At 36.2% G+C, this 13,327-nt stretch carries 10 protein-coding genes and 2 pseudogenes; 7 read left to right on the forward strand and 5 right to left on the reverse strand.

The features are described from left to right. Nucleotides 1–31: 31 nt before the first annotated feature. Nucleotides 32–1,423: a HAMP domain-containing sensor histidine kinase gene (locus tag ACF3N8_RS04100; protein WP_009382951.1), complete on the reverse strand. Its 1,392-nt coding sequence runs from the start codon at nucleotides 1,421–1,423 to the stop codon at nucleotides 32–34. Then, the gene (locus ACF3N8_RS04105; protein WP_238101708.1) at nucleotides 1,416–2,096 is read right to left on the reverse strand and encodes a response regulator transcription factor; all 681 of its coding nucleotides are present in this window, start codon (nucleotides 2,094–2,096) and stop codon (nucleotides 1,416–1,418) included. The genes ACF3N8_RS04100 and ACF3N8_RS04105 overlap by 8 nt, the downstream gene beginning before the upstream one ends. A gap of 161 nt (nucleotides 2,097–2,257) precedes the next feature. On the opposite strand from ACF3N8_RS04105, the gene ACF3N8_RS04110 reads away from it, so the two are divergent. The 3 genes from ACF3N8_RS04110 to ACF3N8_RS04120 all read left to right on the forward strand — a co-directional run bounded on the left by ACF3N8_RS04110 (nucleotide 2,258) and on the right by ACF3N8_RS04120 (nucleotide 5,217). Next, complete coding sequence (locus ACF3N8_RS04110) at nucleotides 2,258–3,304, forward strand: ABC transporter permease (RefSeq protein ID WP_017176794.1); 1,047 nt, start codon at nucleotides 2,258–2,260, stop codon at nucleotides 3,302–3,304. After that, complete coding sequence (locus tag ACF3N8_RS04115) at nucleotides 3,304–3,975, forward strand: ABC transporter ATP-binding protein (RefSeq protein WP_009382948.1); 672 nt, start codon at nucleotides 3,304–3,306, stop codon at nucleotides 3,973–3,975. The genes ACF3N8_RS04110 and ACF3N8_RS04115 overlap by 1 nt, the downstream gene beginning before the upstream one ends. Nucleotides 3,976–4,197: 222 nt before the next feature. Next, entirely contained in the window at nucleotides 4,198–5,217 is a 1,020-nt protein-coding gene (locus tag ACF3N8_RS04120; RefSeq protein ID WP_017176792.1) for a PTS transporter subunit IIC, read from the forward strand. Between the two features lie 253 nt (nucleotides 5,218–5,470). Here the strand turns inward: ACF3N8_RS04120 and ACF3N8_RS04125 are convergent, their stop codons facing one another. Beyond that, nucleotides 5,471–6,439, reverse strand: coding sequence for a YdcF family protein (locus ACF3N8_RS04125; protein WP_026048997.1), 969 nt, complete (start codon nucleotides 6,437–6,439; stop codon nucleotides 5,471–5,473). A gap of 162 nt (nucleotides 6,440–6,601) precedes the next feature. Between ACF3N8_RS04125 and ACF3N8_RS04130 the strand changes: the two genes are divergently transcribed. Next, complete coding sequence (locus tag ACF3N8_RS04130; RefSeq protein WP_017176790.1) at nucleotides 6,602–7,075, forward strand: MarR family winged helix-turn-helix transcriptional regulator; 474 nt, start codon at nucleotides 6,602–6,604, stop codon at nucleotides 7,073–7,075. A gap of 18 nt (nucleotides 7,076–7,093) precedes the next feature. Here ACF3N8_RS04130 and ACF3N8_RS04135 read toward each other — a convergent pair whose 3' ends face one another. Further along, nucleotides 7,094–8,491 carry an NAD(P)H-binding protein gene (locus ACF3N8_RS04135; RefSeq protein WP_017176789.1) on the reverse strand — a complete coding sequence of 466 codons (1,398 nt, stop codon included), beginning with the start codon at nucleotides 8,489–8,491 and terminating at the stop codon, nucleotides 7,094–7,096. A gap of 368 nt (nucleotides 8,492–8,859) precedes the next feature. Between ACF3N8_RS04135 and ACF3N8_RS04140 the strand changes: the two are divergent. The 3 genes and pseudogenes from ACF3N8_RS04140 to ACF3N8_RS04150 form a co-directional block, all read left to right on the forward strand. Beyond that, nucleotides 8,860–9,042, forward strand: a pseudogene (locus ACF3N8_RS04140) (DUF2188 domain-containing protein); the annotation flags it as partial. Between the two features lie 129 nt (nucleotides 9,043–9,171). Then, nucleotides 9,172–9,279, forward strand: a pseudogene (locus tag ACF3N8_RS04145) (DUF2188 domain-containing protein); the annotation flags it as partial. A 75-nt stretch (nucleotides 9,280–9,354) separates the two neighbouring features. Then, the gene (locus ACF3N8_RS04150) at nucleotides 9,355–10,743 is read left to right on the forward strand and encodes an NAD(P)H-binding protein (protein ID WP_009382942.1); all 1,389 of its coding nucleotides are present in this window, start codon (nucleotides 9,355–9,357) and stop codon (nucleotides 10,741–10,743) included. Nucleotides 10,744–10,885: 142 nt separating this feature from the next. Here the strand turns inward: ACF3N8_RS04150 and ACF3N8_RS04155 are convergent, their stop codons facing one another. Continuing rightward, nucleotides 10,886–13,321: an MMPL family transporter gene (locus tag ACF3N8_RS04155; protein WP_238101707.1), complete on the reverse strand. Its 2,436-nt coding sequence runs from the start codon at nucleotides 13,319–13,321 to the stop codon at nucleotides 10,886–10,888. Between the last annotated feature and the right edge of the window lie 6 nt (nucleotides 13,322–13,327).

Raw genomic sequence — 13,327 nt, forward strand, 5'->3', positions numbered from 1 at the left:
CTGCCCAAAGCAGTCGCTCCTCATTTAAACATCATTCAATAGTATGTTCGTCATTCGCATTGTACGGTAGTTTAATCGTAAACGTAGTACCTTCACCAATTTCACTTTCTACATTAATAGTACCATGATGCAGGTCGATAATGGATTTTGAAATTGGAAGACCGAGACCATTACTTTCCTTATACTCACTTTGTTTATAGAAACGGTCAAAGATATGGTCCCGCGTTTCTTGCGTCATACCTTTACCGTCATCGGTAATTTCACAGACAATATAATTCTCTTCACGCTTTAAATTTACCTCAATAATACCGTACGGCTCTGTATATTTAATTGCGTTCGAAATAATATTTTGAAGCGCTTGGTAAATCAGACGATAGTTACCTCGCATACGTAAATGGTCTAAATCATACATAATGACGAGTGACTTTATCTCAACTTGATAATTTTCATGTCTTACAATCGACTGAATTAAATGTTTCAGATTGATGCTGTCTTTAAATTCGAGATGTTCACCGTTATCAATTTCAGATAATAACAAGAGTTGTCTCGTTAAATCGCTCAAACGATTCGTAATATTATAGATGTTTTTAATATGTTCCTCTTTTTTCTTCTGGTCATTCTCATTTTGCATAAGGTCTAACTGTTGATGTATATGTGTCAGCGGCGTCTTAATTTCATGCGACACATTTTGAACGAAGTGCTGACGCATCGCATCAAGTTGTTGTAACGACAGACGCATGGTTTCAAAGCGTTGTTGCAGCGTACCAAGTTCATCCTTACGCGTAATTTCAATCGGTGTATTAAAGTCGCCGTTCATAAGACGCGTTGTCGCATACTTAAGCTGTTTAATCGGCTTCACAATCGTATAAGTCGACGCAATAACCAACAGAATTGAAATCGCAATCAATAATATTAATAACACGATAAGAAAGATACGGAATTCACCGAATGCATGACCAATATCAGGTCTTACAAACACCGCAATCTTACCATCCTTTGTTGAAAAGGTAGTGCCTACCGTATTTCGCGATTCATTATCAAAGAATCCCGTGATAAAAATATTAAACGGTCGTTCTTTAATACCATGATAATCCTTGCCATTAAGAACTTGGTTAATATCGTCGTCACTTAGATTCATTTTCCTAAAGGGTTCACCATAAGAACTCGACTGACCATGTTCATCAACTGTATACACTTGATAGTTCATATCGCCAAGATGTTCGAAGTAATGTTGTAAGTCATGAGATTCTTCTCGACCGAAATACTGCTTCGAATCCTTCAACGTGTCCATGACTTTGGCGTCATTCTTTTCCTTTAAATCAAAATGATAATAAATGTTCGCTAATATAAAACTTGATAACGCGCTTATAATCATTACGGTTATCGTGTAGAGCGCGATGCGTGTGTACAAAGATTTAAACATCAGACGTTACCACCTTGTACCCGAGTCCGCGAACCGTTTTAATCGAAACATTTGATTCTAATTTAGATAAACGTTTACGTAGTCGTTTAATATGAACATCGACAGTACGTTCATCACCTTCATAATCAAAACCCCATATCGTTTCAATCAGGTCCTCACGACTAAACACTTGATTCGGATGCGCAGATAATATGTTAATGAGCATGAACTCTTTGTTCGGTAAGATCATCGTCTTACCATGTGCTTTAATCTCGAGCTGCGGTTCATCAATGACTAAATCACCGACTTCAAGCACTTGTTTATGGTTGATATTATATCTATTTAATACGGCCTTAATTCTAAATATTAATTCCTTTACTTCAAAAGGCTTTGTGACATAATCATCTGTTCCTGCTAGAAAGGCACGTTCTTTATCCGTTAAGGCATCACGTGCAGTTAACATAATGACAGGTAATTCATAATCGTTTTTTAAAGTTTGGCATAATTCAAACCCGTTCATACCATGCATCATAATATCGACGATCGCGATGTCGACATCTTTAGATTCAAGGTAAGAAAGTGCATCTTCGCCACTTGGTTTCGTAACGGCTATAAAATGCTCCTTTTCAATATTGGTTTGAACATATCTTAAAATTTGAGGATCATCATCCACAATTAAACATGTAACTGGCATGTCGTCCCTCCTTTACCTCATTGATTCCATTATAGACGTTGTGAAAAGTGAATGACAAATTTTGATATGAGATGAAACTTTATGACATGAGTTCATATTCAGTTCACATAGCGACTATATAGTGTAGATACAATAAAAAAAGGAAAGGGAGCGAAAGTAATATGAAACTTGCTTTAAAAGAATTAAAGTTCTATAAGTTTAAGTATATGTTAATTACACTCATTGTTATTTTACTTGCAACAATGGTTTTATTTATTTCAGGTTTAGCACAAGGGTTAGGTAGAGAGAACATCTCAATGATCGACGAATTTAAATCGGAGAAGTTCATCGTACATGATGATTCAGAAGATCAGTTAACAAAGTCTAAGATTACACCAGAACAACAAAAGAAAATTGAAGATGAAATCGGCGGCAAGCCAATGAAGTCAACAATGCAGGCACTGTCAAAAGGTGATTTTAAAGAAGATGTGATGTTCGTATCATTACCAGATAATGAACGTCCAAGTTTAGAATCTGGTGACTATCCAAAAGAGAAAAACGAAGTTGTATTAAATAAGAAAATTAAAGCAGAAGGCGTTGAAATCGGCGACGAAGTTAAATTAAAAGACGCTGATAAAACATTAAAAGTAAGTGGTTTCTTTAATGACGCAATGTACTCACACAGCTCAGTAGGTTTATTAAGTGAAGACATGATGGATGACATCAAACCAGTTCAAACATCTATGTATCCAGTTAAAAACGGCGACGTTGATAAAGTTAAAGACATCGACGGCGTACACGTTGTAAGCAAGAAAGATTTAACAGACGCAATTCCAAGTTACCAAGCAGAACAAGCACCATTAACAATGATGATCGCAAGCTTATTCATCATTACAGCAATCGTATTAACAGCATTCTTCTATGTTATGACAATTCAAAAAACATCAGAAATTGGTATCTTAAAAGCAATTGGTATTAAAACATCTCATTTATTAATGACATTATTAATGCAAATCGTATTTATCACAGTGTTAGGTACTGTTATTTCATTACTCATCATCTTAGGATTATCAGCAATTATGCCAATCACAATGCCATTCCACATCACACCATTAATCATGGGTGGCGTATTCTTAATCTTTATCGTAGTGGCAATTATTGGTGCATTATTATCAATCATCCGCGTATTCAAGATTGATGCAATCGAAGCAATCGGAGGTGCAAATTAATGAGTTTAGTAGTTCAAAATCTTAAAAAGTCATTTGGAACAGGCGAAGCTAAGACAGACGTATTAAAAGGTATTGACTTTACAATTAACGAAGGTGAACTTGTAGTACTTAACGGTGCTTCCGGTTCAGGTAAGTCAACACTATTATCTATCCTAGGTGGATTAATGACACCTACTTCAGGTGATGTGTTATTAGATGACAAGGCCTATTTAAGTCAGTCACAAGGTGCTTTAACAAACATGCGTTTAAATAGCATTGGTTTCATTTTCCAAGCATCACACTTATTACCTTATTTAAAAGTCATCGACCAACTAGTAGTCGTTGGACAAGAAGCAGGTATGTCTAAGAAAGAAGCACAAACGCGTGCGAAATCATTATTAACTCAAATCGGCATGGATCACCGTATGAACGTTTATCCAAAAAGTTTATCTGGTGGTGAAAAGCAACGTGTAGCAATTATGCGTGCTTGGATGAACCACCCATACCTTATCTTAGCCGACGAACCAACAGCAAGCTTAGATGCGAGTCGTGCAATTGAAGTTGTAGAAATGATTAAAGACCAAGTTAAAAAACAAAATTCAATTGGAATCATGGTTACACATGATCAACGTCTATTTGATTACGCAGACCGTGTTATCGAATTATCAGACGGTAAAATTCTTTCTGAGTAATATAAGTAAGCCCATATTAAAATTACCAAGAATAATAAGAAATAATACTTTTAAAAAACCGATTAAAAGACAAGTTAAATTATACCCATATAAAAATAATAAATGTTTTCCATTATGCAATCCCTGAGCCCACAGGGGTTGCTTTTTTAAATTGCAAAAACTGGATTACAATATTATGTTATAATTATCGAGATTCTTAATATAGACACAAGGGGGATCATGATGAAAAAAGTTTTAAATCGATGGTTTATAGATGGGTTGAACTTCATGGCTCTAGGGCTCTTCAGCTCGCTTATTATCGGCTTGATTATGGACACAATTGGCAGCCAAACGTTAATTCAAGCGATAGACATCACGTTCTTAAGCGAAATTGGTAAAGTTGCGATGAAGTTTGCTGGGGCTGCTATAGGTGGGGCGATTGCGTATGGTCTAGGCGCTAGTCCGCTCGTCATCTTTTCAAGTATTATCGTTGGTACACTTGGTTACGATACATTTAAAGGCGGGCCAGTTGGTGCTTACATCGCGACGTTAGTTACTGTAGAATTAAGTCGTTTCTTTGCAGGTAAGACAAAGATTGATATTATTTTAACGCCATTTCTTACGCTTATAATCGGTGGTTTAATTGCGAAATTTGTCGGGCCTATTTTAAGTTCACTTATGAAGTCTTTAGGGAATGTGATTATCATGGCAACTGAACAACAGCCATTTATTATGGGCATCTTAATCGCCGTAATCTTTGGTTTATGTCTAACAGCACCTATATCGAGTGCTGCACTCGCACTGATGCTTGATTTATCAGGTTTAGCGGCTGGCGCAGCTACGATAGGTTGTGCAGCTCAAATGGTCGGCTTCGCAGTTACAAGTTATAAAGATAATGGTATTAGTGGGCTCGTGTCACTAGGCATCGGGACAAGCATGCTTCAAGTGCCGAATATTATCAAACACCCGTTTATCATTGTGCCACCGACATTAGCGAGTGCGATAGTGGCGCCGATCATGACGCTATTCTTCCCAATGATGAATAATGCTGCAGGAGCTGGAATGGGTACGAGTGGTCTAGTTGGTCCGATTATGACAGTGAAAGTCATGGGCGGAACGATTGAAACCTGGTTGTTGATTATCGTTTTCTATGTCGCTTTACCAGCTGTGTTAAGTTATGTTATTTATACATTTATGTCTAAGAAAGGGCTTATTAATGCAGGTGATCAGCGTATTCATGTAGGAAAAGCCTCTGAGAAATAAGTAGCGTTTTAGTTAAAATAATCCTAAATAAAACGAGACCCGAGACGTTAGAAAACGTATCTCGGGTCTTTTTATATAGTAGGTTCTTGAATAGCACCATAATATTAATTTCCTAACAGCTGACTCCTAGGGGAGTAGAGTGAGTCTGGAGACTACAGGCTCCAGCCACGCCCCAGGAAAGCATGCTGTTTAGGAAATTAAATAGAACCACAAACAACTTTTTATTATAGTATTATTTAATATTAAAGACTTTCTAAAACAGGAGATGTTTTATAAAAGAAAGTATGAATAATGTCGCAAAGTAGACTGTCAGTAACAAGCGGTATTGATACATTAAGCCTAAGAAATCACGTATCATCGCATAGTCTAAAAAGTGGTAAGGCGTTTGGCTGCCTATACCAATCAAAGGTATGCGTTGTTTTTCCGCAAGTCTTAGAGCGCGTGCAATGTGAAAATGACTTGTGACACAAAGTATGTGTTGATGATCGTGAATATAGGGATCTAAATATGGCTTACTGAATTTCATATTGGTATAAGTGTTAGTCGACTCAGCTTCCGTGATAATCGCTTCAACTGGAACACCTTGATTCATTAAATAGCGCTTCATCGCAAGTGCTTCGGCAATAGGTTCGTCTGGGCCTTGACCGCCACTCACAATTAATTTAGGTTTAGGGTTTTGATTTTGATAGATTTGTAACGCTCGATCTAAGCGGCTTTTCAAAAGGGGCGGAATTGTTTCGGTATAAATACCTGCGCCTAAAATAAGTACGGCTTTGACGCGACATTTCAAAGGTTGATATAAGTAGAACGTCACCCATAATGTATAGATTGAAAATGCGAAAAGCGCGCTTATCACAATATAACTAAGCCAGTTCAAAAGTGGACTTATGATGAATATATTAAGATGTACTAACATCTGACAACCGATAATAAATGAAAGATACATACTATATCTCATTATGATTCTAAAAATCATCACACGACCATGTTCTGATTTTATGACGGTAGGGCTTTTTAAAAGGGAGCCTAGAAACGCAACCGCAGTCACTACCGCAATGAGTAGTGGTATGTTTAAGGTGAAAGCATATGTGCAAATTACACACATTCCTAAGATAATTGTTGAAATGTACGTATGATTATTCATAAATCGGTGCGATTGAAACATCAAAGTTACCATCAACACAAGCATGATTATCGTACAAGCGATTTGAAATATAGCCATACAACCCCTCATTTACGCGTTATAATTTTAATTTAGAGGACTTTAACGAAACGTGCAACTTAAAAGGTTAATCTAATCATTTAGGAAAAGAATCTTTTTAATAAAGTCAATATAATGGTAAAATTAAATTAAACATTCGGAGTAAAAGTGAGGTGTCACAACGTGTCGCAAGAACAAATTAAGAATCACATTGACTTTCTAGGTAAATTTATTAATGATATCCACGCATTTGAGACCAAAATTCTACAATCGATTCGCGCTGATTACCAAATCTCAGCTGAGCAATCTCACGTTATCTCTTTGTTAGCGTATGAAAAGCCCTTAACGCTAACTGAAATCACTGAGTTTCAAGGGGTTAATAAGGCAGCTGTAAGTAGACGCATAAAAAAATTAATTAATTTAGATATGGTGAAATGGACGAGTGACGGACCATTAGAAGATAAGCGATATAAGTATATTACGTTAACTGAAAAAGGGCGTTCGTATGTCGAACACTCAAAAACAGTTATATCTGATTTAGCACAAACAATGCTTTCGGATTTATCTATTGAAGAAGTGGATCACGTGAGACAAGTGCTTGAAATAGTTGATGATCGCCTCAATGAATACGTAAATAATTATGCGCAACATAAATAAAAAACCTTGGACAATATGTTAAGTGTCCAAGGTTTTCGTTTGAGTTTCAACATGTTTGTTGACCCAATGATTTAGATAAATGCGATATAAATCCATCACAATTTTATGCACGAGTGCTTGAGTATACTTATAAACATACCATGGTAGTGAGGGTTCAAATTCTTGTAACGCAATAATGACTTCATTTGAATCAAGAATGCGTCTAAATTCTAAACGGGCATTACCAATACCTTTTTTATTCGCGAGCTTACCACCTTTAATATAGTACAGAACACGATCAGGACTTGAATGTTCAACGTCCTTAGCCATCACAATAATAGGAATGTTTAGAAATGGTATACGAATCGTAAAGCAATCTTCTTCAATCGTACTATCTACAATTGATAACGTAACAGCGTGTAAATAACGACCATAGTTTAAAGCGATGTCGTCCATGGTATACGTTGTTGGAATTTCAAACCTTTGAATTGATTTGACACCTTTTGGTGCTTCCCTTTTCACTAGATCGACTTTCTTAATTTGGTAAGAAGTCGTTTTCATAATACTGCTTATTAAATCTAACTTTCCGTAAGACAGTGGGTATTCCGTATGCTCAGGACGACGTGTCATATCGTGAATTAAACTATCCATTAACGGATAAACGGTTGCTTTGTCGTTAGGTACTATATTAGAAATCACAAATTTAGATAGCCATAACGGAATAATCGGCATGTCGAACATAATACGCTTCTTCTTTAAAATTTGTGCTGTTATTTTAAATAATTCTTTATACGTGTAGTGATGTTTAACGCCAATATCGATAATCTTGTGGGCGTCTGCTTCTCTATTAACAATTGTATTCAATGCGTCAATGACATCTTCCATAGCGACTGGGAGTGTCTTATTATGTGCATATTTAGGTAACGGGATAATCGGCATACGTTTCACAATATTTTCTAGGATTGAATATGATGTTTCATTCGAACCGACGATAATACCCGTTCTAAGGGCTGTCACAGGAATACCGTATGAACCAAGTATCTTCTCGCATTCTCGACGACTATCTAAATGTTTAGACAAAATCTTATGCTTCGGCATTAATCCGCTAAGATAAACGATGTGTTTAACACCATTTCGCTTACTTGCTCTGGCGAAATTGTCAGCGAGCATCGCGTCCATATCTTGGAAATTCGCTTGCGTTAAGCGTGCATTAGGTGTCATTGAGTGCACGAGATAAATGCCGATATCGATATCTTTTAAGACTTGATTTGCTTCTCTAAGTGAAAATAAGTCCGCTTGAACCCACTTCACATTTTCTTCATCTGGTCTAAGAGGTACATCGTTAGTGATCGCGAGTACTTCATAATCTTGTTTTAACTTCTGTAGTAATAAATAACCGAGCTGCGTTTCAGGTTCAGTTAATAATATTTTAGCCACGTACATACCCCCTTTTTTAAAAGAAATGAAAAATAGTTGAACATCTCTTATAAAGTCACTTACTTGTTAACTTCCCTATGATAACGTTCTCAAACTGTAAGCTTTTTTTATTTTATTAAAAGGAATTTATTTATTGGAATGCTTTTAGATAATACTAAAAAATAATTTAAAAAAATTAAAAATGCCCTAGCTAAAGTATATGTTACGAATTTAGCGAAAAAAATATTTTGTCGCTAAAATCCTTTTATAACATACATTTTACACGAAAGGGGTGTGAGGAATTAAAAAAATGTCTGTTTACATTTATTGTAAGGTGGTAACAGTTTAACAAATGCAAGGCACTAAATAACCTTTAGGAGGAATTTATAATGGCTAAAAGTAATTTTTATGTAAAACATGAAAACGACGAATGGGTAATCACTTCAGAAGGTAACGAACAAGCAACAAGTAAACATGACAACAAACAAGAAGCGGTTGATAAAGCTAAACAACACGCTGAAAACAACAACAGTAAATTAACTGTATATAACAAAGATGGGAATGTAGACAACGAATATGACTACAACCCAAGCAATTCAACTAATAACACTAATAACAACAACAATAATAACTCTAACAACAATAATAACAATAACTCAAACAATTCTTCAAACAACAACAATAACTCAAACGATAGCAAAATGAGCTATGAAGAAGCAGGTAAAAAAGGCGGCGAAGCTACTGCTGAGAACCATAGTAAAGAATTCTACAAAGAAATCGGTGAAAAAGGCGGAAGCAAGTCTAGCAAATAATCATCGATTACCTTTAAAGCTGTTCTTCGGAACAGCTTTTTGTAGTTTTATGACTTTTAAGGAGGGATAGGGATGTCAAAGATATTATTGACAGGCGCTTCAGGCTATATAGGCGGTAACTTATTAAAATCGCTTAAAGATGATAATGAAATCGTAGCGATTACCCGTAATACTAAAAACAAAGAGGATTCAGACAATGTCACTTGGAAAAGCGCGGATTTATTCTCGTATGATGATATTAACCGCGTTATGGAAGGGGTTGACATCGCAGTTTATCTTGTACACTCAATGATGCCTAGCTCAAGTAACACGATAGCTAACTTTGAAGATATGGATGCAATATTAGCTGATAACTTTGCGAAAGCAGCTAAGGCGAATGGCGTTAAACATATTATTTACATGAGTGGTTTAATCCCGAAAGATGGTAACTTATCACCACACTTAAGAAGCCGATTAGAATGTGAAGAAATTTTAGGTTCATATGGCGTACCAGTTTCTACATTAAGAGCTGGTTTAATCGTTGGTGTTAAAGGTAGTTCATACCCAATCTTAAAGAAACTTGTTGAACGTTTACCGGTATTACCTTTACCAAAATGGGCTTACCATAAGATGCTACCTGTTTCTATCGAGGACGTAATTAGTGGTTTAACGAAACTTACAAAACGTTTCCCTTCTAAGAACGAATCGATTGATATCGGTGGCCAAGACCACATGACATATAAAGACCTTTTTACAAAGACGGCGAAGGTTCTAAACAAACGTATCTTTATGTTTGATTTACCAATCGTACCTGTATGGTTATCTAAGTTCTGGGTGAGCTTGATCACAGGTGAAAATAAAGAAATGGTGTACCCTCTTATGGAAAGTTTAGTTCACGATATGGAACGCTCTCCTGAAAATACAGTGGACTCAATTTCTTACGGTAAAATTAGCTTTGAGGAAAGTGTTAAATCTGCGTATGATGGTGAGAAAGAAATGAACCGTAAGAAAGCTTATGACAACATCAGCGGAAATAAAATTATTCAACGTGTTCAATTACCTGAAAATGAACCTTTATCAAAAGTGGCAGACCGTTATTTCATTACAATGAAAGCAATGTCTATGTCTTCAAATATGATGTCATTTGATTCTAATCAGTTTTCGGTTAAAATTCCGTTTACGAATAAAACTTTATTACATGTAACGAAAAGTGACGAAAATGAAGAAAATCGTTATCTTGAGTATCGTTTAAAAGGTGGCGAACACGCTGTATCTGACGATGGCGGCGAAGCTGTCTTAACGTTTAGACGTATTATGGATAAAGATGAAGTGTTAATGGTGCTTGAAGAAGTATACCCAACTTTACCATTAGCGGTTTATCAATTATCGTACAAGAAATTCTATTTATACTTCATGTTAATCGTTAAATTTTATAACAAGATTATCCGCTTCAAACCGCTTCAACGTTTAAGTCTTGCTTAATTTAAATTTTCTTTATATATAAAAATAACAGGCCTGAGAATGTCGTAGAATCTCAGACCTGTTTTTTTATGGCTATTTTCAATTTTTTTATCGATAGGGCTTTTCAAGGAGGATTAAAGGGAAACGTCTCTAACGCACCATATTAATTGTCTTTATACTTGAATGGCCACCAGTTTGCTTTACCAAATGTTGTCACGAGTGCTGGAATGAATAATGGCAACATCAGGATGTTATAAAGGATTAAACCTATGATAACGACTGTCGCAATTTGCATTAGTGTAAGCGCTCCTGATGCGTAAAGTGCTGCGACGGTACCAATTAAAATGATACATGCAGTCATAATTACTGTACCCATCTTCTTCATTGAAACAAGTAACGCGTTGTTGATGCCGTTTGCTTTAACTTCTTCATTGAAGCGATCGAGTAAGAATATCGCGTAGTCGATACCGAGCGCCATGAGTACGACGAAGCTAAAGAATGGTACGACATACAATAGACCACTTTTATCGATAAATGTATCAAAGATAATATTTGATACACCCATTGCCATATAGTACGTGAGTAGAATTGACGCTACCATATAGGCTGGCATAATGATTGAGCGCTTGAATATGACAAGTATCACAAATAAGAATGAGATGATTAAGAATATCGCTTTGTTCATATCGTTGTTGACCATTTGTTGAAGGTCGTTGTTTTGAGATGACACGCCACCATATTCAAAGCGACTGTCTTTAAATGAACCTGAGTCTGTTACAGTGCTGACTTCGTGTTTAACATTCTTGACTGTTTGGATGGCCTCTTTTGAAAATGGATCGTCTTCAAGTTCGATGTCGAGTTTTAGAATCTTACCATCATCTTCGCTGTACATATCGATTGCTTTATTAAGGTCTTTATTTTTTAACATGTCGTCAGTGATATACATACCAGATTGGTTCATGGATTCGTCTTGAGACATGTCACTAAGACGGTCAGAAATCTTAGTTTGGCCTTTATCGACCTTATCTAAACCATCTTGAGATTTTTGTAGACCTTGTGAGAGTTGCTGAGCTTGGGCTTGAGGGTTACCAGACTGAGGGCTTGATTGAGCTTGGCTCATTTGTTCATTCATCTTACCTAAGCCGTCATTGACTTTGGTAACACCATTATTTGTTTTATTAAGACCTTTCTTCATCTCGTTAAGTTGATATGTTGCAGTGAGTTCTTTAACTGGATCGCCTGAAGGTCGTGTAATGGTGCTTACTTTCTTAACACCGTCAACATCTTCAATGTTTTTAGATAGAATTTCTAAGTCATTAACGCCTTTTTTCGTTGTTAGCTTATCATCGTCTTTAATTGCGATTTGAAGTGGGAAGGATTTACCCATGCCGAACTTATCTTTAACAATGTTTAATGCTTTGATGGAAGCTACATCGTCGCTTACTTCATGTGTATTGTTGTAAGAAATCTTGTTAGGAGCGAACAATACGAATGGTAAGCTTACTGCTAAGACGATAACCAATGTGATGAATGGTCTCTTAGTTGTGAAGTTACCAAGGCGACCCCATAGTTTATTATCTTTATGATTTTGTTTATTTTTATTTGGCCAGAATGTTTTAGTACCGAGTAACGACATAATGAGCGGCATAATCGTGAACATCACGATAATTAAGCAAATAACACCAATCGCAATACCAACCGCTGAACGGAATAGTGAGAATTTTACAAAGAATAGGGCTGAGAAACCGACTAATACCGTTGCTGCGCAAATTAATATCGTTCTTCCGCCTCTATTAAACGTATGCGCTACAGCGTCGTTTACTGAATTGTGTTTAGGTAACTCTTCTTTGTATCGATTGAGTATGAGAATACAATAGTCCGTTCCTATACCAAATAGTAAGGCGACTAGGAATGGTTGAATATAAATCGATACTGGAAAGTTAAAGTATTCAATGAGTAATGCGAGTACCGCTTTCGCAAAAGCGTAAGATAAACCTACGATAAATAGTGGTATAAACGGTGTTGTTACAGATCTGAATACCGCAAATAGTATCGCGAGTATAAGAATAACGGTTATAATTTCTGTCTTCTTAAGTCCATCATTTGTAATTTGAGTAATATCATCGTGAATGATTGTATCTCCAGTGAGATGTACCTTTTTAAAGTCTTGGTTAAGTTGTTGCACTTTTTTCTTAGCTGCTAAAGTCTCATCTTTAGAATCATTTGTTTTGTAAGGAATCATGATAGTCTTTTTATCATCTGACACGAGTGCATCTTCGGTGTCTTTATTCTCAAGGGGTGATAGAACGTTATCAACTTCCTTAATGTCTTCCATATCTTTGACGTAATCTCGGATATCTTGTTTATTGTCTTTAGAGAGTGGTTCTTTTAACTCTATGATTGCACTATTACTGTTTACTTTGGCACCTGCATCTTTTAAGACTTCTTTATATTGTTGCGAAGTCATATCTTTGGATGGCTTAACTTCACCTTGTTGGTTCGCAAGGTCTGATAGGTTGGGCGCAAAGATGAGCGAACATGCAATTAGAACGACAACGATAAGTGAAATGACCCATCTGAATTTGAGTATCGTCTTCATACTTTT

The sequence above is a fragment of the Staphylococcus massiliensis genome, from assembly GCF_043186315.1.
GTDB lineage: Bacteria > Bacillota > Bacilli > Staphylococcales > Staphylococcaceae > Staphylococcus > Staphylococcus massiliensis.

What these genes read in the sequence shown, in the direction of transcription:
- ACF3N8_RS04120 (WP_017176792.1), top strand. Translation starts at nt 4,198, where the DNA reads ATGAAAAAAGTTTTAAATCGATGGTTTATAGATGGGTTGAACTTCATG.
- ACF3N8_RS04115 (WP_009382948.1), top strand. Translation starts at nt 3,304, where the DNA reads ATGAGTTTAGTAGTTCAAAATCTTAAAAAGTCATTTGGAACAGGCGAA.
- ACF3N8_RS04125 (WP_026048997.1), bottom strand. Translation starts at nt 6,439, where the DNA reads ATGGCTATATTTCAAATCGCTTGTACGATAATCATGCTTGTGTTGATG.
- ACF3N8_RS04105 (WP_238101708.1), bottom strand. Translation starts at nt 2,096, where the DNA reads ATGCCAGTTACATGTTTAATTGTGGATGATGATCCTCAAATTTTAAGA.
- ACF3N8_RS04155 (WP_238101707.1), bottom strand. Translation starts at nt 13,321, where the DNA reads ATGAAGACGATACTCAAATTCAGATGGGTCATTTCACTTATCGTTGTC.
- ACF3N8_RS04110 (WP_017176794.1), top strand. Translation starts at nt 2,258, where the DNA reads ATGAAACTTGCTTTAAAAGAATTAAAGTTCTATAAGTTTAAGTATATG.
- ACF3N8_RS04100 (WP_009382951.1), bottom strand. Translation starts at nt 1,423, where the DNA reads ATGTTTAAATCTTTGTACACACGCATCGCGCTCTACACGATAACCGTA.
- ACF3N8_RS04150 (WP_009382942.1), top strand. Translation starts at nt 9,355, where the DNA reads ATGTCAAAGATATTATTGACAGGCGCTTCAGGCTATATAGGCGGTAAC.